Source organism: Flavobacterium panici, assembly GCF_903819335.1.
Taxonomy (GTDB): domain Bacteria; phylum Bacteroidota; class Bacteroidia; order Flavobacteriales; family Flavobacteriaceae; genus Flavobacterium; species Flavobacterium panici.
The window spans coordinates 491,448-513,410 of the sequence record NZ_CAIJDE010000034.1 but is presented as its reverse complement, the minus strand read 5'-3'; the positions used below and the strand labels follow the sequence as shown (position 1 = coordinate 513,410).

17 protein-coding genes are annotated in these 21,963 nt (G+C 31.3%); 13 read left to right on the top strand and 4 right to left on the bottom strand.

All coding sequences use genetic code 11. The annotated features are described in order from the left end of the window. The first annotated feature begins 1 nt into the window (after window position 1). The 9 genes from FLAPXU55_RS08460 (at window position 2) to FLAPXU55_RS08420 (ending at window position 11,334) form a co-directional block, all read left to right on the top strand. A complete protein-coding gene (locus FLAPXU55_RS08460) occupies window positions 2-748 on the top strand; it encodes a LytR/AlgR family response regulator transcription factor (RefSeq protein ID WP_053470033.1) in 747 nt (248 codons plus the stop codon). A 189-nt stretch (window positions 749-937) separates the two neighbouring features. Next, a complete protein-coding gene (locus tag FLAPXU55_RS08455) occupies window positions 938-1,189 on the top strand; it encodes a hypothetical protein (protein WP_053470032.1) in 252 nt (83 codons plus the stop codon). Window positions 1,190-1,379: 190 nt separating this feature from the next. After that, window positions 1,380-2,123 (top strand): hypothetical protein, encoded by a 744-nt coding sequence (locus FLAPXU55_RS08450; protein WP_180857302.1) that lies wholly within the window; start codon window positions 1,380-1,382, stop codon window positions 2,121-2,123. A gap of 5 nt (window positions 2,124-2,128) precedes the next feature. Then, a complete protein-coding gene (locus FLAPXU55_RS08445; RefSeq protein ID WP_180857301.1) occupies window positions 2,129-4,915 on the top strand; it encodes a TonB-dependent receptor in 2,787 nt (928 codons plus the stop codon). Window positions 4,916-4,918: 3 nt separating this feature from the next. Continuing rightward, window positions 4,919-6,109, top strand: a complete 1,191-nt coding sequence (locus tag FLAPXU55_RS08440; protein ID WP_180857300.1) for a DUF4249 domain-containing protein — start codon at window positions 4,919-4,921, stop codon at window positions 6,107-6,109. A 47-nt stretch (window positions 6,110-6,156) separates the two neighbouring features. Next, window positions 6,157-7,338 carry a DUF4249 domain-containing protein gene (locus FLAPXU55_RS08435; RefSeq protein WP_180857299.1) on the top strand — a complete coding sequence of 394 codons (1,182 nt, stop codon included), beginning with the start codon at window positions 6,157-6,159 and terminating at the stop codon, window positions 7,336-7,338. Window positions 7,339-7,416: 78 nt separating this feature from the next. After that, on the top strand, window positions 7,417-8,592 hold the full coding sequence (locus FLAPXU55_RS08430; protein WP_180857298.1) for a DUF4249 domain-containing protein: 1,176 nt from the start codon (window positions 7,417-7,419) through the stop codon (window positions 8,590-8,592). Window positions 8,593-8,606: 14 nt separating this feature from the next. After that, window positions 8,607-10,301, top strand: coding sequence for a hypothetical protein (locus FLAPXU55_RS08425; RefSeq protein ID WP_235992005.1), 1,695 nt, complete (start codon window positions 8,607-8,609; stop codon window positions 10,299-10,301). Window positions 10,302-10,470: 169 nt separating this feature from the next. Then, a complete protein-coding gene (locus tag FLAPXU55_RS08420; protein ID WP_007804760.1) occupies window positions 10,471-11,334 on the top strand; it encodes a sigma-70 family RNA polymerase sigma factor in 864 nt (287 codons plus the stop codon). 192 nt (window positions 11,335-11,526) lie between these two features. Here FLAPXU55_RS08420 and FLAPXU55_RS08415 read toward each other — a convergent pair whose 3' ends face one another. Continuing rightward, window positions 11,527-13,680 carry a DUF3857 domain-containing protein gene (locus tag FLAPXU55_RS08415; protein ID WP_180857296.1) on the bottom strand — a complete coding sequence of 718 codons (2,154 nt, stop codon included), beginning with the start codon at window positions 13,678-13,680 and terminating at the stop codon, window positions 11,527-11,529. 6 nt (window positions 13,681-13,686) lie between these two features. Beyond that, window positions 13,687-15,609: a transglutaminase-like domain-containing protein gene (locus FLAPXU55_RS08410; protein WP_180857295.1), complete on the bottom strand. Its 1,923-nt coding sequence runs from the start codon at window positions 15,607-15,609 to the stop codon at window positions 13,687-13,689. A gap of 249 nt (window positions 15,610-15,858) precedes the next feature. On the opposite strand from FLAPXU55_RS08410, the gene rpe reads away from it, so the two are divergent. Next, window positions 15,859-16,521, top strand: coding sequence for a ribulose-phosphate 3-epimerase (gene rpe, locus FLAPXU55_RS08405; RefSeq protein ID WP_180857294.1), 663 nt, complete (start codon window positions 15,859-15,861; stop codon window positions 16,519-16,521). On the opposite strand, the gene FLAPXU55_RS08400 is transcribed toward rpe, so the two are convergent. Both FLAPXU55_RS08400 and FLAPXU55_RS08395 read right to left on the bottom strand, forming a co-directional pair. Next, complete coding sequence (locus FLAPXU55_RS08400) at window positions 16,498-17,283, bottom strand: DNA/RNA non-specific endonuclease (protein WP_180857293.1); 786 nt, start codon at window positions 17,281-17,283, stop codon at window positions 16,498-16,500. The genes rpe and FLAPXU55_RS08400 overlap by 24 nt on opposite strands. An 88-nt stretch (window positions 17,284-17,371) precedes the next feature. Next, a complete protein-coding gene (locus FLAPXU55_RS08395) occupies window positions 17,372-19,555 on the bottom strand; it encodes a carboxy terminal-processing peptidase (protein WP_053470022.1) in 2,184 nt (727 codons plus the stop codon). 212 nt (window positions 19,556-19,767) lie between these two features. Between FLAPXU55_RS08395 and surE the strand changes: the two genes are divergently transcribed. The 3 genes from surE to lpxB are packed head-to-tail and all read left to right on the top strand — an operon-like array spanning window position 19,768 to window position 21,963. Further along, a complete protein-coding gene (gene surE, locus FLAPXU55_RS08390; protein ID WP_180857292.1) occupies window positions 19,768-20,547 on the top strand; it encodes a 5'/3'-nucleotidase SurE in 780 nt (259 codons plus the stop codon). After that, complete coding sequence (locus FLAPXU55_RS08385; protein WP_180857291.1) at window positions 20,540-20,812, top strand: hypothetical protein; 273 nt, start codon at window positions 20,540-20,542, stop codon at window positions 20,810-20,812. The genes surE and FLAPXU55_RS08385 overlap by 8 nt, the downstream gene beginning before the upstream one ends. A gap of 35 nt (window positions 20,813-20,847) precedes the next feature. Continuing rightward, entirely contained in the window at window positions 20,848-21,963 is a 1,116-nt protein-coding gene (lpxB, locus tag FLAPXU55_RS08380; protein ID WP_053470019.1) for a lipid-A-disaccharide synthase, read from the top strand.

Below are 21,963 nucleotides of genomic sequence, written 5' to 3'. Positions count from 1 at the left end.
AATGGATAATATTAATGTTTTAATTATAGAAGATACTTTAGAGCAGAGTGATGAACTTGTAAAAGTATTAGAGAAAAACAATTATAATGTTGCCGGAGTTGCCGTAAATTACACAGAAGCACTAAAACTTTTTTATGAAAAACCCGTTGATATAATTATAATTGATGTTTTCCTGGATGGAAAACCAGACGGAATAACTTTTGCAGAATCTATCAATATAATTCCGCATGCATCGAAACCATTTGTGTTTTTAACAAGCTCTCAGGATCGTCAGGTTTTTGAAAGGGCAAAACTCACAAGGCCTTTCAGTTTTTTAATGAAACCGTTTAATGAACTTGAAATTTTGTATGCCTTAGAAATGGCTGTCGAGAAATTTTATGAGCAGACAAATGTCTTTTTTAGCGAAGAACAAAATACCGTAATCAGTAATGATTCTTTATTTATTAAAAAGAAAAATTCCTTAAAAAAAGTATCTCTTGAAGACATTCTTTACATTGAAGTTGAAGAGCGTTACTGCAATATTATAACCGAGAAAGAAAAATTTGTAATTCTAATTTCATTGACTAAAATCAGCGATTTATTAGACAAAAATAAATTCATAAAAACGCATCGCAATACAATTGTAAATACGGATAAAATAGAAGAAATTATCCTGGCAGATAACCTTATTATTTTAAAAGGAAATCATAAAATAAACCTGAGTGACACCTACAAAGATTTTATAAAAAAAATGAATATTTTATCTTAGTAAAGATCTCAAATTCAAAACCAATCCTCTTTAATAGAGGATTTTTTTATGCTTATTTCAAAGAAAAGATTCCTACATAATAAACATTTCATGGCGTTCATGACAGAGAAAAAGCGTTTCGTGACATTTTCACACTTATAAATTGAGATCAAAATTACTTTTATCCCACCTAAATCAAAATAGAGATAGATGAAGATAGCCTTAACGAGACAACCTGAAATGAAACTTTTGCCAACTATAAAAAAAATAAAAAACAATCCGTGGGTTGGGGTTGTTGTATCCTTGGCTGTAATTATTCCCTGCTTATATAGAATTTTAGACGATGTTACTGTTTTAAGATTAGAATATATCTTACTGGCCATTGCGTTTCCAGTTTATATAAGATCATTAAAAAAAATATTCGACGAAATCCTTGATAACACTGATGATTTCTATGATTAAAATTTAAATACACAATTCTAATTCGATCAAATTATTCGTTAAAAACCCTAAATCGTTATTGCGATTTAGGGTTTTTGTTATTAAAAAAATAAGAAATTATCACAATTTAACAGATATACGTTTTGTTTATAACCTTTTTTTAATAAATTTGGAAACCCCCAAAACAAATCACTAAAAACCATAGAATCCTTTGAAAAATTATCAAAAAAAATTCGTTTTCCTTGTGTTATTTGGATTATTGTTAAACATTTATGTTATTCATAGCCAAACAAATAACGATGTAAATATTTACAATTGGTTTGACAAAACTGTTGGAAAAGACAATCTTGATCTTAATAACGGAACGCCGTACACTAATCCGTATAGAACGATTGGAGACAGTCATTTGTATTTAATAAACAAATACGAAATTGGAAAAATCACTTGTGAGGGGCAAAAATATTATGAAGTAAAACTCAAATATGACATCTTCAGAGATATTTTAGTTCTAAATCCATATGGAGAATCTGAAAACACTGGAATAAGTCTTATTCAAAATAAAGTTCAGTCTTTTTCAATACTGGATAAAAATTTTGTCAAGATAGACAGAAAAATTGCAACAGTTCCTGAATTCACACTTGGATATTATGAGGAAAGTAAAGTTGCTCCAGATTTTACATTTTACATCAAACACCATAAAGATCTTCAAAAAACAGTATTAGAAACCGGCGTGTTTTATACTTTCAAAGAAAATAATTCTTTTTTTATTGATCTAAAAAATAACATTTACCTCATAAAAGGAAAAAATGATATTATCAAACTATTCCCCGAACAAAAAAAACAAATCAATGGGTTTTATTTACTGAATAGAGAGTTAAAAAAATCTGATTTAAATCAATTTATGAAAAATTTGATGAAATACATTTCTAATTCTCTTTCAATTCAAACCAAATAAGACAAATGAAAAAATTTTTACTCGCCTTTGTTATTTTATTCTCATTTCAATTGTCTATTGCACAAAATTCAAATGAGAAATTATCAATTACTTTTAAAGATGAAACCATTGAAAATGCAATAAAACGCATTGAAGCTGCAACATCATACAAATTTTATTTTGATCCAACATGGGTCAGTTCTAATAAAGAATTGATTTCCGGAGTTTATAATGATGCTACGATTGATACTGTACTTAATTCAATTTTAAGTAAAACAGATCTGAATTATATTGTTCTCAAAAACAAAGTAATTTTAACGCTTAACAGTACAATTCACGATACTCTGCCTTCGAATTATTTTAGCGATGCACCAGTCGAAACGAATCAAAATAATGGAAACGATCAATCTGATAATCCGGTATTTCATCAGCAATATGATTCTTTAAACAGTTACAGCGTAACTAAAAAAGCTTCGATTGTTTTTATCGGAAAAGAAAATAAAGATTCTGTTAAGAGAAATTATACTGTTTCTGGTACTGTTAGAAATGAAGAAACAGGAAAAGTAGAGCAAAACATTTACATTAAAGTAAGAGGAAAAAACATCAACACATCTACTGATCTTGATGGAAATTACACATTACAGCTTCCGCGAGGCATAAATGTTATTGAAGTAAAATCATTAAGCCACAAAGAAGTTGTGAGAACTTTAATGGTTTATGATGACGGAAAATTTGATATTGGCATCAATGAAAAATCCAATCAATTAGACGAAGTTGTCATTAAAAAGAAAGGACAAAAAACAACCGAAACTACAGTTTCTGGTTTAGTTTCAATTGATATAGAAGGAATTAAAAATGTTCCTTTAATTCTTGGAGAAAGAGATATTTTAAAAGTTGCCACTACATTTCCGGGTATTAAAACTACGGGTGAAGGATCTGCAGGATTTAACGTAAGAGGCGGAAAAGACGACCAAAACCTTATTCTTTTAGACAACGCCGTTTTATATAATCCGCAGCACTTTTTAGGTTTTTTCTCGGCCATAAACCCTTATACAGCAAAGAAAGCAGATATTTATAAAGGAAGCATTCCGGCAGATTTTGGAGGAAGATTATCCTCTGTATTTGATATTACAACAAAAAATGGAAATCCTGAAAAATTCTCTGGTGAAGGTGCCATTGGACCTATAACCTCAAATTTGACGCTTAGCACACCAATCCAGAAAAACAAATCAAGTATTATTGTTGGAGGCCGTGCTACATATTCAGATTGGATTTTAAAATCTCTTGACGATGAAAATTTAAAAAACAGTCAGGCTGGATTTTATGATGGAATTATTAAATACAATAACGCAATCAACAGCAATAACAATCTTGAAGCAACTGTATATTACAGCCATGATAAATTTAGTTTAAGCTCAGATTCTATTTATAAATACAGTAACAGGCTTGCTTCTTTAAAATGGGATCATACTTTTAACAAAAAAAGTAAAGGGGCTTTAATTTTTACAAACAGCGAGTATAAATTTAATATTGACTATGATTCAAATGATATTAATGCATTTGATTTTGGATATAAAGTAAACGAATCTCAATTGCAGGCAAAGTTAAATTATCAACTTAATCCAAAACATACTTTGTCGTATGGTGTTGCAAGCAAATTATATAACATTTCACCAGGTTATCAGCATCCAACAAATCCTGATGCCACTTTAATTGCTACCGATCTTGAAAAAGAAAGAGCGCTGGAATCTGCTGCTTATTTAGCCGATAGTTACAAATTCAGTGATAAACTTTTAATTGATTTAGGTTTAAGATATTCGTTTTATGCCTCTTTAGGAGAAGCAAATGTAAATACTTATCAAGCCGGTCTGCCTTTAAGCGATGAGACTGTAACTGGAACAACGCATTACAAAAAAAACGAAGTCATAAAAACTTATGGCGGACTTGAACCTCGTTTAGCAGCACGTTATTTTATTACTGAAGATTTCTCAATAAAAGCGGGTTATGATGTTACACGTCAATATGTTCACCTTTTATCGAGTAACGTTACGCAATCTCCTACAGATACATGGAAATTATCTGATTCTAACGTAAAACCTCAAACTGCGCAGCAAGTTTCTTTAGGCCTTTTTAAAACACTAAAAGATGAAGAATACGAAGTTAGTTTAGAAGGATATTACAAAAAATCTAAAAACATCCTTGATTATAAAGTTGGAGCGCAGCTTCTGCTAAATCAAAATGTTGAAACAGAATTATTACAAGGTGAAGGAAAAGCATACGGAGTTGAGTTATTATTAAAGAAAACAACCGGAAGATTAAACGGATGGATTGGCTATACTTACTCTCGTACTTTTATTAAACTTGATAGTCAGTTTAGTTCAGAAATTGTAAATAACGGGAACTATTTCCCGGCAAATTTTGACAAACCTCATGATTTAAGTGCTATTTTAAATTATAAATTTACAAAACGTTATAGTTTGTCTTCAAATTTCTTATATCAAACTGGAAGACCAATAACATACCCAATTGGAACATTTCAATATGGAAATTCTCAATACACATTATATAGCGACAGAAATGCTTATAGAATACCAGATTATATCCGTTTAGACATTGGTATTAATATCGAAGGAAATCATAAAATTAAAAAGTTAGCGCATAGTTTCTGGAACATTTCGATTTATAATGTTTTAGGAAGAAACAATCCATATTCTATTTATTTTGTGACAGATCAAAACGGAAAAGTTAAAGGTTATAAAACGTCTATTTTCTCAATTCCGGTACCAAGTATAACTTATAATTTCAAATTCTAAGAAATGAAAAATTATAAATTTTACAATATTGTAATTTTAATTTTTCTTACTTTCATCCTTAATGGATGCACCGAAACATATCCGTTAATAACCAACCGATTTGAAGATGTCCTTATAGTTGAAGCCAACATAACCAACGAGCTTAAAAAACAGGAAATAAAACTTACCAAATCTGCAAAGTTTGAAGATGAAGGCTATCTTCCGGAAAGTGGAGCTGAAGTTTTTATTACAAATGATGCTGGTCATCAATATAATTTTAGCGAAGATGCTGGTAAATATGTTTCAACTATAGAATTTCAGGCTGTTCCTAATACTAAATATCAATTGCACATTAACACCAAAGACGGCAGATCTTTTGCATCATCGCCAGAAACCCTTACAACCATAACGCCTATGCAAAGTGTAGTCGCTGCAATTGAACAAAAAGATGATAAAAATGGTGTTGGTATTCGTATAAACAGCTTTGATCCTACAAGCACATCAACCTATTACAGATTTGAATTTGAGGAAACCTATAAAGTTGTTGCACCAAAATGGCTGCCTACAAAACTTGAATGGAATAATGGATCTCCAACCTTCGAGCCAAATTCGCCAGTTACTAAAACTTGCTATGGATCTAAAAAAAGTTTAGAATTACTTTTACTAAATACAAACAATCTAAAAGAAGATCGTGTAGATTATTTGATTCGATTTATTAGTGATCAGGATTACATTATTACACACAGATACAGCATTTTGGTCAGACAATATGTAGAAAGTCTTGCAGCATATAATTATTACAATACATTAAACAAAACTGCTTCCTCTGGCGGAACTATTGTTTCTCCTACTCAGCCCGGTCTTTTATTGGGCAATTTAAAAGCGGTTAATAGTGACAGTAAAATAGCAGGATATTTTGATGTTTGCTCCGTATCGACTGAACGAATATATTTTAATTATGAAGATTTATTTCCAGGTAAATTTCCTCCTCCTTATTATACGGACTGTACACAATTTTGTTATGCAAAAGAACCAAACAACCCTATTCCTTGTACACACTGCTGCCATTATGCGGAAGATCTTCCTTATGGAAAAATACGCTATTTTTCAGGAGATGGAACCAGCAGCGTTACAACTTATTGGGTTGATGCGCCATGTGGAGACTGTACAACAATTGCATCTAACATAAAACCAACATTCTGGGTAGATAACTAAAAACGATGATTTTTTAATAAGAATCAGATTAAAAGAATATTCAAACAATGAAATTTCATATAATAAAAAATATAGTTCTCTTCCTATTTCTTGCAATCGTTTTTAACGGGTGTACAGAAACATATCCGTTAATTACCAGTAGATATGAAGAAGTAATAGTTGTTGAAGCAACATTGACCAATGAACTTAAAAAACAGGAAATAAAAATTACCAAAACAGCAAAATTTGAAGATGAAGGTTATTTAACAGAAAGTGGTGCACAAGTTTTTATCACAGATGATGCAGGAAATCAATACGATTTTGTAGAAAATTCTGAGAAATATGTTTCCAGCACAGAATTTCGTGCCACACCAAACACCAAATATCAATTGCATATTAATACAAAAGACGGCAGATCATTTGAATCATCAGCTGAAACTCTTACAGCCATAAACCCAATTCAAAGTGTTGAAGCTAAAGTTGAACAAAAGGATAACGTAAATGGTGTAAGCATTAAAGTAAATAGTTTTGACGCTGCCCATAGTTCAAATTATTATAGATATGAATATGAAGAAACCTATAAAGTTGTAGCTCCAAAATGGACATTGACTAAAGCTGTCTGGGATCCAAATGGTTTTATCGTTTATATGCCAAATTTGACTGATACAAAAACCTGTTACGCAAGTGGTAAAAATTATGACTTGTTACTAGCAAACACAAATAACCTAACGGAAGATAAAGTTGATTTTTTAGTTAGATTTATTAGCGATCAGAATTATATTATTACAACCCGATACAGCATTTTAGTTAAACAGTATATAGAAAGTCTTGAAGCATTTAATTATTACAGTACGTTAAAAAAAATATCAGGTTCCGAAAGCATTGTTTCTCCAAATCAACCAGGTTTTTTACTGGGTAATTTAAAATCAGTTAAAAATCCTAATGATAAGATAGCCGGATATTTTGATGTTTGCTCAGTATCTACCGAACGAATTTATTTTAATTATGCCGATTTGTTTCCTGGTAAAAAACCACCACCGTATGTTACAGACTGTAAAGAATTTTGTTATGCTGTAGAACCTTTTGTTCCTGATCCTTGTACTCATTATGGCGGTCCCGGAGATGACTTGGCGGCAGAAAGAATAAAATATTTTTCAGGGATGGGAGGGCGTACTTTTTGGGTTGAACCGCCGTGCGGAGATTGCACCACTATAGCCTCAAACATAAAACCAACATTCTGGACAGATTAAAAAAGCAGATAAATAATTTTTCACTCCCAAATGAAAAACACATTCTTATTTCAATTAAAAATGAACCTATTTTAAGTAATGAAAATTCATAAAATAAAAAATATAATCCTATTAGCATTTCTTGCAATCGTTTTTAACGGCTGTACAGAAACATATCCGCTGTTAACAAACACTTATGAAGAAATCATTGTTGTTGAAGCCACTTTGACTAATGAACTTAAAAATCAGGAAATAAAAATCACTAAAACTTCGAAGTTTGAAGACCAGAGCGTTCAAACCGAAACTGGTGCAAAAGTTACTGTTAAAGACGATCAAAATAATGAATATCTTTTTATTGAAAGTGCTGGTACTTACAAATCTCAGTCTGTATTTCAGGCATTGCCAGATCGAAAATATACACTGGAAATCACCACTAAAGATGGGAAAATTTATCAATCTACCCCGCAAACTTTAACAACAGTAAATCCTATTGAAAGTGTTGTTCCTTCGCTTGCAACAAATAAAGACAATGAAACCGGAGTTCAGATAAATGTAAATACTTTTGATCCTGCAAAAACTTCAAAATATTACAGATATGAATATGATGAAACATATAAAATTGTTGCCCCAAGATGGACATCATTAAAAATTATTGCAACCGGTACACAAACTGTTGACTTAATTAATAACGATCCTAACACAAGAATTTGTTATTCTAGTAAAAACTCAACAGACATTATTTTAGTAAATACCAATGATAAAACAGAAGATCGTGTAAACCTGCCAATCCGTTTTATTGAAGAAAGTAATTACATAATAGGTCATAGATACAGCATATTAGTAAAACAATATGTAGAAAATTTAGAAGCTTACACCTTTCATAAAACATTAAGAGATATCGCTGGTTCATCGAGCATTTTATCTCCAAAACAGCCCGGTTTAATCTCAGGAAACATAAAATGTATTAATGATTCGAGTACTAAAGTCATTGGCTTTTTTGATGTAGCTTCTTATTCAGAAAAAAGAATATTTTTTAATTACAGTGATTTTTTCCCAAACAAACCTATACCCTATTTTAATACCTGTGAGGACGTTCCTTTTAAATTTTGTTTTGGAGGAGAAGACTGCGAGGGAGAAACCATGATCTATAATATTAATAGAGAACTCATGACCTATATAGGGAACAGCGGTATAAATTATAAATTAGTAGACGCTGTTTGCGGAGACTGTACATCATTTTCATCTAACATAAAACCTTCATTTTGGATAGACTAAAACACATAATTTTATTGCTTGTATTAATTAATACACAATTAAGTAAAGCGCAGCAAACAATTGCTGTTGATGAAACTGTTTTCATTCACGCAAATGCAACAACATTTGTTTCGGGTGAAACCTTGTTATATAAAGTTTATTGTTTAAAAGCAACAGACAAAACGCCAAGTGACATTAGTAAAGTTGCTTACGTAGAACTTTTAGATAATACTAAAAAATCAGTATTTAAAACAAAAGTTTCATTGGAAAACGCAAACGGACAGGGCGATTATTTCATTCCCACAACTTTAAAAACAGGGAGTTATAAATTAGTTGGATACACAAACTGGATGCTAAATAAACCCGTTTCAGAATTATTTCAATTGAATATAAACATCGTTAATCCATACAAAACAGATGAAAAAACTACTGCTGAAAATCTTTTAGCAAGCAGTTCAAATGCATCTGAGGATTTAAAAAATGAAAATGTTGTACTTAAACTAAACAAAAAAACATTTACAAATCGTGAATTGGTTGACTTAAAAATTCAGTCTTCAAACAATAATTTTGTAGACGGAGTTTATTCCCTTTCAGTTCGAAAACTGGATAACATTCCTGCTCAAAATCAAATTTCGGCTGTCAAATTTGCTTCAAATACTTCCTATCCGGTTGTATTAGATTTACAAAATCAGGATAAAATTATTTTGCCAGAATTGAGAGGTGAAATTATTTCGGGAAAAATTACAGCAAAAAATAAAACTGATAAAATCGAAAATCTTTCAGTTGGATTATCAATTCCGGGAAAATCTTTTGCTTTTAAAGTTGTAAAAACAGACAGCAAAGGGAACTTTATTTTTAATGTCGACAAAACATTTTATACTTCTAATATTGTTATTCAGCTTATTGATGAAAAAGCTAACAATTATGATCTTGCAGTAAACAATGCTCCAGAGATTGATTACAGTAAAATATCTTTTGAAAAAGATGCTAAACTATCGTACACATTTAAAGAAAGTCTTTTAGAAAGATCAATTTCAAGTCAGGTAGAAAATGCCTATTTTCATAAAAAAGTTGACAATATTGAAAAAGCTCCAAGTCAGGATGCTTTTTATTATCCTCTTCCAAAAGAATATATTTTAGATGATTTTACTCGTTTTAAAACCTTAAAAGAAACCATTACAGAAGTTGTTGTTGAAGTGTATTCTAAACAAAAAGACGATAAATTATATCTGCACGTAAATGATCCAAGTATTTTTCCTCAGCTTCCAGAATCAGCACTGGTTTTGGTTGACGGATTATATTTAGAGAACCAAAATGATCTTGTAAACTACAATATGAAAAACGTTTATAAAATTGAACTTATCGTAGGCCGATATTATGTTGGTTCAAAATCATTTAATGGTTTGATCAGTTTTACAACTTTTGACAGAGATTTCAAAAGTACACAAACAGGTTCTTCAATCATAAAACCAACTATTTTAAGACCACAGCCAAAAAAGATATACAATAAAGTAAAATACGAAAACACTGCTGACAATCAAAGAATTCCTGATTTTAGAAACCAATTATTCTGGAATCCTGATGTTCAGTTAAATAAAGATTCTGAAACTTCATTTTATACTTCTGATCTTTCGGGCACTTTTGAAATAAGACTTGAAGGTTTTACTAAAAGCGGAATCCCGGTTTCTGTAAAAGAAATTATAGAAGTTCAAAATACCACAGCAAATTAATTGATTTTTTTAATTTAAAAAACATCATAACACACTGAAAACCTGTCTATTTCCAGACAGGTTTTTGATTTTTGAAAAAAAACAAATTATTTTTGATACAATTTGTAACTTTTTTGAAACTTCTTACGTATAACCACTTGTACACTTAAAAATTGAGGAGACAAATAACATGAGACAACTTAAAATCACCAAGCAGGTAACTAATCGTGAAACTGCATCGTTAGATAAATATCTACAAGAAATCGGAAAAGTTGACCTGATTACCGCTGATGAAGAGGTAGAATTAGCACAAAGAATAAAGGCTGGTGATCAAAGAGCTTTAGAAAAATTAACAAAAGCCAACCTACGTTTCGTTGTATCGGTTGCTAAACAATATCAAAATCAAGGATTAACTCTTCCTGATTTAATTAATGAAGGAAACTTAGGTCTTATTAAAGCTGCACAGCGTTTTGATGAAACTCGTGGTTTCAAATTCATTTCTTATGCCGTATGGTGGATTCGTCAATCGATCCTTCAGGCTCTTGCAGAACAATCACGTATTGTTCGTTTACCATTAAACAAAATTGGTTCTATCAATAAAATCAACAAAATGTATGCGTTATTAGAGCAGTCTAATGAGCGTCCGCCTTCTGCTGAAGAAATTGCAAAAGAACTTGACATGACTGTAAATGACGTAAAAGAGTCTATGAAAAACTCTGGTCGTCACTTATCAATGGATGCACCTCTTGTTGAAGGTGAAGATTCTAACCTTTATGATGTTTTACGTTCTGGAGAATCTCCAAACCCGGACAGAGAGTTAATTCACGAATCATTACGTACTGAAATCGAGCGTTCGTTAGAAACATTAACTCCTAGAGAGGCAGATGTTGTACGTTTGTATTTTGGTCTTGGCGATCAGCACCCAATGACTTTAGAAGAAATTGGAGAAACTTTCGACCTAACTCGTGAGCGTGTTCGTCAGATTAAAGAAAAAGCAATCCGTAGATTAAAACATACTTCAAGAAGTAAAATCCTTAAAACATACCTAGGATAACAATATTAAATTTCAATATTTTTAAATTCCAAATCCCAACCAACAATTGGAATTTGGAATTTTAGATTTGGAATTTTAAAGCAAACAACAGTTTGATTGACTGTTCGTTTTTTGATTGATGATTGAAACTCCGGCTGATTACCGGAGTTTTTTATTTATAACATCAAATACTTTAAGATTTAGAAGTTAATCTTATTGTTTTTTAAGCAAAACTTTTTCTTGGGTAAATTGGTAAGCTGCTTCTAAAAAGTCTACTATTTTGTTCCAATTTGCATTAGGCTCGTAGTAATTATTATATTTCTTAACTGTTTTAATTATTAGTTTATTATCTTTTAAAACAGCTGTACTACTAAATTCTCCCGTTGAATTTTGAACATTTTTATTTAGTTTTTCAATTCCAGAAATTTTATATCTTGCAGGAATTTCAAATACAATTTCATTTTCAAAAGCTCTTGGAAATGGCATATATACATTATTCTTTCTATCAACTTCTTTTTTATCAATTTCAAGCTGGTTCGTCAGCATTTTTCCAATTTCAACAATATAATTTTCACCTGCTTTTTTGATGAAATTATTTTTTATAACAAATTCTTCCTCATATGAAACTGGAGAATTATCGCCATATCTTCCCGTATTTGTAATTTTAATTGTTGGATTTTCAATCTCAAAATCAAACTCTCCCGAAAGAGATTTTTTCTCATCCTCTTTTTGAATATCTTTTAGTTTGTTTTTCAAAGCATCAAACTCTTTGTTATATTGTTCACGTTTGCTTTTACTTCCTACTTTATCTATAACTCTTTCAGTTCCGTATTTTTGATAATCTTCTTCTACATAATCATAAAACTTCAATTTGTCTTTTTGTTCATCGCTTTTAAAATGTCCGTAAAATTCTGAAGCTCTTTTAACATTCAAACTAGACAAATCAGCATCCATAGAAACATTTGTAACGACTTTTGTAACATTATCTTTAACGGTAGTCGATGGCAAATTCACTTCCTTTACATTTGCAATAGTCCTGTTGCTGACAAAATCCATTATGTAACCTTTGGTATTTTCTAAATTGTAATCAATCGTTCCAGGCGTGGTAAATGGGTTACAATATTCAAGATATAACGGAGTTGGTGTATTGATTCGTAATAATGGAGTCAGGTTTTTTTGAATCAGTAATTCATCCAGAGAACCATTATTTCTGGCTGTCGCTAATACAATATTGTAATCAATTTTAAACTCTTTCATGTAAGCCATAAAATACGATATAAAAGACCATTCGTTTGAAAAGAAATCAGGATTCTTGTACATCGCATACGAATTAAAAATATCTGCCTCTTTAATTACTGCCGATTCAATAAATTGTGTGTAATATTGATGTCTGGCAAATAAGTAAACTGCTTTTATTTTTTCTTCCTCACTTTCAAAAGTTTTTCCTTTCAAAAACTTTAGTGTTTCTCCTAAATCAAAAACAGCATGAAATTTCTTTTCATAATAATCGAAAATATCATCTTTATCGACTGTTTTTCTAAAAGATTCATTCTTTTTAGGTAAAAATATCTGCGAATTATACGGAACAGCATCACCTGATTTTTTTGCAAAAAACACCTGAAATTTATAACAAGGCAGCTCAACTAACGGATAAAACCATCTAAGAAACTCTTCTTTTTCAACATTTTGAGCCGTCAATTCGTATGCTTTAGTATGCTTTTTTCCAGACTCAACTTCCTTTAATTCAGGTGCACCATGGTAAGTATTAAAGTTAACGTAAAAATCCTCTTCGACTAAAAATTTCATTTTCCTGCTCATAATAGGATATACATCTCCTAATGTATTTTCAACAGGTTCAAAATTCTGAGTCAGACTGGCAAATGGCTCATAAGAGTAGTAATAATAATCTATAATATCTCCTATTTCAAGACCATTTATAGCTATTTTTTTCTGGTCGTCAACCTTCTTTGCATCTTTATCTACATCAACCTCAATTTCTTTTCCGTCTGGTTTAACAATTTTAACTCCTAAAAATGTTGTTCCTTGTTTATAGCTATATCCTCTTGAAGAATAAAACTTGTTTTTAAACGAGAATTCCGAAAATTCTTTAACCGAATTCTCATCCTGAAGCTTTAGTCTTTGTCTATAAGCACTTGTAAACACTACTTTTACACCAGAATTATGATAGTCATAATGTTCATATTTATAAATAATAACTGCCGATTCATTTTTCCATTTATCCGGAGTTTTGGTTACCGTTTTAAAAGTGTCTGATTTTCCCCAGAAGAAATCTTTTACTTCGGTTTTATCCTGCGAATAAGAAGAGAAACAAATTGTAATAAAGAAAATGAGTAATGTTTTATTCATACTGTTTTATGATTTTGTAAAAATTATTTGTTGGTTATAAATTGTTTTAAGGTTTTTATTAAAGTCATTCCATTTTGCCATATCGGTTTTTTTAACCACGGCATTTTTAAACACAAATTGCTTTTTGTAAACAATCTCTTTACCAACTTGTTTAAACGAAATCAGAACACTGAAATCTTCTTCATTTACATTTAGGCTTTCAGGTAATTTACTCAGTTTATATCCATCAGGGATCGCCAAAACTACATTCGACTCGTAATTTGTTTTATAATTTAGTTCGTAATTTGTTTTTCTGTCTTTAAACTCAAAATTTTTATATTCATCCATGTAGGCTAAGTCTATAAAAATATCATTATCAAATTTTGAAACCTTATTTTGAACGTCTAAATCATAATTCAGAGAAAGTTTTAAATCTCTGTTTTTTAAATCTGAGGTTTTAATATTTTTAGCTGTAATATTCTTATCATTTCCAGAAAGGTATTTCTCTAAAGTTTCGCCTTTTTTATTATTTTCAAAAGAATTAAAAATATTTAAAAACTCCGTTTTACTTTCGCCCGAATAGGTTTTGGAGCAGCTTCCGCTCAATTTATCATTGTCAACAATTAATTTGGCGTTGTAAATTTCTTTATTTAATTCACTTCCCGAAGCCGGAACTTTTTTAATGATGAATTTGTCTCCGTCTTCAATCATTACTTCCTTATTTTGAATTCTTTCTGCATCTTCTCCAAAAGAATTATACTTCTCTGTACCGTCAATAAAATAGGTTTTTCCTTTATAAAACAACGTACAAATCATGTGATTATCAACCGCCAGAGAAGGGGTCGTATAATCATATAAAATATGCTTTGTGCCAATCCAGGTAAGTCTGGCATCGAATCCTGCAAGCTTAAGCATTTGTTTACTCAAGTTTGCCATTCCTTTACAATCCCCATATCTTTTTTCAAAAACGTTTTGCGCTTCATCTGGTTTAAAACCGGCAATTCCGTCTTCAAATGCTATGTATCTAATATTATCCTGAACCCAGTAATAAATATTCTTGATTTTTTCTTCATCCGTTTTTGCCGAAGACGTTAACTCTTTAACTTTAGCAGCAAGCAGGCTTGTATCATCCTTCATAGAATCTACCAATGATTTATACCATTTATACAAATCTGCAGTCGAATTAAAAAGCATCGTCTCTTTATCTCTATGTTTAAATGATTTTGCTATAACCAAAACATGCGGATAAATGTAACTTCTTCCCGGTGCTTTTTTCTCTTTATAAAAAGCATCAACATTTTCCATTACATAAGTATAAATTGTAGTACCGTTTCTATCGTCGCGTGTTTTAGTTTTAGAAATAGTATTCCCATCAAAATTAAATTCCTTCAATTCTAAATTTAACCAGTCCGGAACCGTAACTGTGATTTCTTTTTTAATAACCGGAAACTCATCATTAAAATACAAAGAGGTAAAATACTTAATATCATTGTATTTTTTTTCAAGCTCATAAATATAACTGTAACCCTGAACCGGAAAATCTACGTCCATATACTTTACACGAGCATCATTGTAGAACAAATCGTTGTCTTTATAAAACTGATCTTTTATTGTAAAACTGGTATTTTTTTGATTTCTGTATTTCAGAATAAAACTTTCAATTGAAGATTCACTGTCATAAAACTCATATTTATTAATATCAGCTCTATGATTAATGTTCATTAAAACTTCTCTCACAGAATTTTTAACCACGACTTTAGCATCGCTTTTGTTAAGTTCAAACGTAATGTTTTCTTTGCTTTCTAAAACGGCAACATCATCTTTAGAATATTTCTCTCTAAGTGATTTTGCTAATTGAATATCTTCTGGTGTAGGGTCTAATGCCTTTTGACTAAAGAGCATATTGGCAGACAAAAAAAAGGTAATAATTGAAAGTAGAGTTATTTTCATCAAGTAGGATTATTTGCCGCAATTTACAAAAAAACCCATACGAATTATTTATTTCCTTTTTTAGATTTACTATATTTCTTTCTTATTATTTTAATTAAAATAATGACAAAATCTTAATCTATTAAAAATAAATTTAGCAAAACATAAACCGCTTAAACTTATAAAAACTTTACCTGAATCCTTGCTCTTATAGCTATCAAGATTACGGCTAAAAAATTTTATCTTTGTAAAAAAACACACCACTACAAAATGAAAAATACTCTTATTGCTCCTTCTGTTCTTGCTGCCGATTTTGCGAACCTGCAGCGCGATATCGAAATGATTAACATCAGCGAGGCCGATTGGTTTCATATTGATATTATGGATGGAGTTTTTGTTCCGAATATTTCTTTTGGGATGCCTGTTTTAGAAGCTATTTCTAAACATGCGAAAAAGTATATTGATGTACATTTAATGATTATTGATCCGGATCGTTATATTAAAACCTTCGCTGATTTAGGTGCTAACGGTTTAACGGTACATTATGAAGCTTGTACACATTTACACAGAACATTACAAGCTATTAAAGCCGAAGGAATGAAAGCGGGAGTTGCCATCAATCCGCATACTAATATTGACTTGTTAGAAGATGTTATCAATGATATTGATTTAGTTTGTGTAATGAGTGTGAATCCGGGTTTTGGCGGACAGTCGTTTATTGAAAACACTTATGATAAAGTAAAAAAACTAAAAGCTTTAATTACACGCAAAAACGCGTCAACTCTTATCGAAATTGACGGCGGTGTAACCAACAAAAATGCAAAACAATTAGTAGAAGCCGGAGCTGATGTTTTAGTTGCCGGAAGTTTTGTTTTTAAAGCCGAAAATCCAACTGAAACAATTGCAGATTTAAAAGTCCTTACTGCTTTTTAAGTTTTTTAAATTCGGGAAGAAATCAATTCCAGTCATTTTTTCCAGAGTTTCAATAGGAACTACAAAATCATAAATTGGCTTATCGCTGTCTTCATTCGGAACCAAAAAAGCGATGGCTTTATGTTCCTTTCCTGATTTGGCTAAAACAATTTTATAAAAATATTTAGGAACAGAAACTTTCTCTGTTCCTATTTTTTTATCTGAATCTTTCAGGATTCCGCCTGTAACAACATAAATATCATTGTATTTTCCGGCCCAATAACGTGTTTTCTGTTCAATTCTATTCCAGATTCCGCTGTTAAAATCATGTCTTTGCGGTGAAATATTCGAAGTATAAAAAGTGTCATTATAAGCATCTTCGCTAAATTCCATATCGCCGGCAGGGCAAAGATGCCCTTTATCATAACCTGATTTTTTATAATTTCTCCAGTCTGCAGAACCCGTTGTTACTTTTGGATCTTCAATAAAATACGGACGTTTGTAATTTCCGTTTTTTAGATATTCTTTCTTTAATTCATACGCCACCCATTCGGCCTGCTCAAACTTTTCATTATAAGAAAGTGTATAATATTTATGTTGTACGATTTGATTTGTAGTCGAAGTTGGCTGATAAGCAACAGTATACAAAGAACCTGTATTGCTTTGGTCAGCAACAAATGAATTTTCTGCTTTTGCTATTTCTGTTTCAACAACAGTTTCATTTTCTTTTTTACAAGAAAGGAATGCTAAACCAATCAATCCGCAGACTAAAATACTTTTCATAAATATTACTTTTTCTTTTAAACTAAAAAACGCTTCATAAATTACTTTAAGAAGCGTTTTTTAATAACAAATTAAACATTTAAAATCTTTACGATTTTACCAATTTATCTTTTTTCATTTTAGGAGAAACGCCAGCTTTTACTAAAGATTTAGATTGTAAATCATCTAAAACATTTAATGCTTCTTCAACATAAACATCTTTAGATAATGCCTGGTGCCAAGCCTCTCTTTTTTCTTTCAATGTAGCATCATTATTCATTTCAACCTCTTCATAAGGCAATGATTTAAACACTAAACTGTTTTTATAATCAGAAATTGGTTTGTATTTTTTTCCTTCATTTTCAACTTGTTCCTGAGTTTGTTTAAAACTGTTAATGTTCAAGCTGTATATGTTTTCTTTATTCTTAACATCAATCCATTTCGCATTATCTTCAATTAATTTAAATTGAGGATTTTGTAAAATTCTATTTCTACTTTTTTCGATTGCTTTTGTAAAGTTTTCGTTAGAAGTCCAAGTGCTGTAATCTGCCGGGTCAATTTTATCCCATGGCATTGCATTGTCAATATCGCGCTCTCCCATTTTTAAGTAAGCATAACGATCTGGCATAACCACGTCACTATGAACACCTTCTAACTGAGTTGAACCTCCGTTAATTCTATAGAATTTTTGACCTGTAATTTTCAAAGCTCCTAAATCTCCATAATTTGCATTACGAACAAATTGGTTCAAATCCAATACATTTTGTACAGTTCCTTTACCATAAGTTTGTTTACTACCAATGATAACACCACGTTTGTAATCCTGAATTGCCGCTGCTAAAATCTCAGAAGCCGAAGCAGAGAAACTATTCACCATAATTACTAATGGTCCGTCCCACTCTATTTTTTTATCTTTATCGTATAAAACTTCTTTCTTTTTACCAGCAGATTTTACCTGCACAATTGGTCCTTCTTCAATAAATAAACCAGCGATATCAACAACTGTTGAAAGAGATCCTCCACCGTCATCACGAACGTCAAGAACGATACCGTTTATGTTTTCTTTTTTCAGTCTTTCAACTTCTAGAGCAATATCTTTTCCGGCATCACGACCGTCTTTGTTTTCAAAATCGATATAAAATTTAGGCAGGTAAATAACGCCGTATTTCAATCCGTTTTTCTCAACAATACTTGATTTTGCATACGTTTCTTCGATTTCAACAACATCTCTGATAATTGAAATTACTTTAATACTTCCGTCCACTTTTTTAACGGTAAGTTTAACTTCAGTTCCTTTATGACCTTTGATTTTTTTCACAACATCATCAAGACGCATTCCAACTACATCAACAGGTTCTTCGTTTCCTTGGGCTACTTTCAGGATTAAATCTCCTGCTTCAAGTTGTTTTCCTTTCCAAGCTGGTCCGCCAGAAATTAATTCGTCGATTTGAGTAAAATCATTTTTCTTCGTTAATCTTGCGCCAATTCCTTCTAATTTTCCGCTGATGTTTACATCAAAACGATCTTTTTCTTCTGGAGCAAAATAACTTGTATGAGGGTCAAAACGAGCCATGATTGAATTCAAATACACTGAAAACCAGTAATCTTTATTCAAATCTTTAATTACACTAAAATTATCATCTAAAGATTTTAATGAACTTTCGCGTGTATCTTTTTCTAAAGCATCAAAAGATTTTTCCTGATAAGAAGGATCTTTTTTCTTTTTCTCTTCTTCAATTTTTTGCTTTGTTACAAGAGATGAAAGTGTAGATAATTTAATTTGTTTTCTCCATCTTTCATTGATTTCCGTTAAGTTTTTTGCATACGGAAGTTTCTCATAATCTGCATTAAAAGTCTCATCTGTTGTGTAGTTAAATGGCTGAGCTAAAATCGTTTTGTAACGTTTTTTGCTTTCTTCCATTCTCTTCATCAGCCTTGTATAAGTCAAGTTGAAAAATGTCAAATCTTTATTCAAAAACTGATCGTCCAGCATTAACTCATATTGTTTAAATTCATCAATATCAGACTGCAGAAAAAATCGCTTCGAAGGGTCTAATGCCTCGATGTAATCTTTAAAAATACCTTTCGAAAATTCGTCATTTATTTCAGCCGGGCTGTAGTGTCCTTTTTCAATAACAAAAGCCAGTAATTCTAATAATGTCTTGTCTTTATTTGGGTCCGGATCATCATTCTTGTCAGCATTTATTTTAAAAGCAAACAGGGTTAAAGACAAGCATAATACGGCTATAAGTATTTTATAATTTCTTTTCATAAACTTAATAATAGCATTCATCAAATTTTTTAATCTAAGTTACGGTAAAAACTATGCCAACATGCCAAGATCAGTATAATTTTTTGTTAAAGATATAAAAATGTTTGATGCTTAAAAGTCTTCTGGAATTTAGTTTACAATTTTTATTTATTTGTTAGTATTCTACCAAAATCTGTTACTACATTTGCCCTAACAAGCTTTTATTTTGATAAATCAAAAATGGAAAATGCAGCATGAAAGACGAAAAACCTTTAATATTAGTTACGAATGATGACGGAATTCTGGCTCCCGGAATCAGAGCTTTAATAAGCGTTATGGAAACTATTGGCGATGTAATTGTGGTCGCTCCAGACAAGCCTCAAAGTGCAATGGGACACGCCATTACGATAAATAATACTTTATTTCTGGATAAAATTTCTAAAGACAGCGATTCCATTACAGAATACAGCTGCTCCGGAACGCCTGTAGACTGTGTAAAACTAGCTGTAAATGAGATTTTAAAACGAAAACCGGACTTGTGTGTTTCGGGAATTAATCACGGATCAAATTCTTCTATAAATGTGATTTATTCGGGAACGATGAGCGCCGCTGTCGAAGCCGGAATTGAAGGAATTCAGGCAATTGGTTTTTCTCTTTTGGACTTTGACTGGAATGCCGATTTTGAACCTGCTAAAGCATTCGTAAAAAAAATAGCTTTAGAAACATTAAAAAATAAACTTCCTCCCGGCGTGGTTTTAAATGTAAACTTTCCGAAATTGAGCGAAAAAGAAATTAAAGGAATAAAAATCTGCCGTCAGGCGAAAGCGTATTACGCCCAGAAATTTGACAAAAGACAAACGCCTTACGGTAAAGATTATTACTGGTTAACAGGCAAATTTACTAATGAAGATAATGGCGAAGATACAGACGAATGGGCGCTTGAAAACGGATATATTTCGGTAGTCCCTGTTCAGTTTGACTTAACCGCACATCATACAATGCAGCAACTTAATACTTGGAAATTAAATGGATAAAAAAGAACTCGTAATCGGATTTATTGTTGGGATTTTTACTTCGCTTCTTGGAAGTTATTTGTTTATCAAATTTTTTACAAAATTTGATCTTCCAGACGGAATTCAAACTATTAGAGAAATGGGATATTTAGGAAAAGTGATTACAATTGGGGCTGTTTTAGATCTTCCTGTTTTTTTAATTCTTTTAAAAAGAAATAAGGAAATGATGGCTCGCGGCGTGATTTTAGCCGTGATTGTTTTAGCAATTTCGACCATAATTATTTAAATCCTATCTTTGTGCTGCAATAAAAATTCGTTGATATGAAATATTACATAATAGCTGGCGAAGCTTCTGGAGATTTACACGGTTCAAATTTAATGAAAGCATTATATGAGGAAGATCCTCAGGCTGACATTAGATTTTGGGGCGGTGATTTAATGCAAAAAGCCGGCGGAACATTGGTAAAACATTATCGCGAATTGGCTTTTATGGGGTTTGTTGAAGTAATTTTTAACTTAAAAACTATTTTAAACAACATCAAATTCTGCAAAAAAGATATCTCTGAATTCAAACCCGATGTTTTAATTTTTATTGATTATCCGGGCTTTAATATGCGCATTGCAAAATGGGCTAAAGAACTCAATTACAAAACACATTATTATATTTCTCCGCAAATTTGGGCCTGGAAAGAAAACAGAATCAACGCCATAAAACAAGACGTTGACAGAATGTTTGTGATTTTGCCTTTTGAAAAAAGTTTTTACGAAGACAAACATCATTTTCCGGTAGATTTTGTCGGGCATCCATTGATTGATGCTATTCAAAATCAGCCTGCTTTTAATGAAACCGCTTTTAGAGAAGAATATAAATTGGGAGAAAAACCAATTATTGCTGTTTTACCAGGAAGCCGTAAACAGGAAATTACTAAAATGCTGAGTGTTATGCTGAGTGTTGTAGATGATTTTCAGGATTATGAATTTGTTATTGCCGGTGCACCAAGTCAGGATTATGAATTCTATCAGCAATTTATTAAAAATAAAAACATTGCCTTTGTTTCGAATAAAACGTATGATTTATTGCGGTCTTCGACTGCTGCCTTGGTTACATCCGGAACAGCAACTTTAGAAACGGCTCTTTTTAAAGTTCCCGAAGTAGTTTGTTATAAAGGAAGTGCAATCTCGTATCAAATTGCAAAACGAATTATTACTTTAAAATATATTTCGCTTGTCAATTTAATTATGGATCAGGAAGTTGTAACGGAACTGATTCAAAGTGAATGCAATACAAAACGAATCAAAGAAGAATTGAACAAATTATTGGAGCCTTCTCACCGCGAAAAACTGCTTAAAAACTATGATATTTTAGAGCAAAAACTAGGCGGCGTTGGCGCAAGCAAAAAAACAGCTAAACTTATTGTTGCCGATTTAAAATCTTAA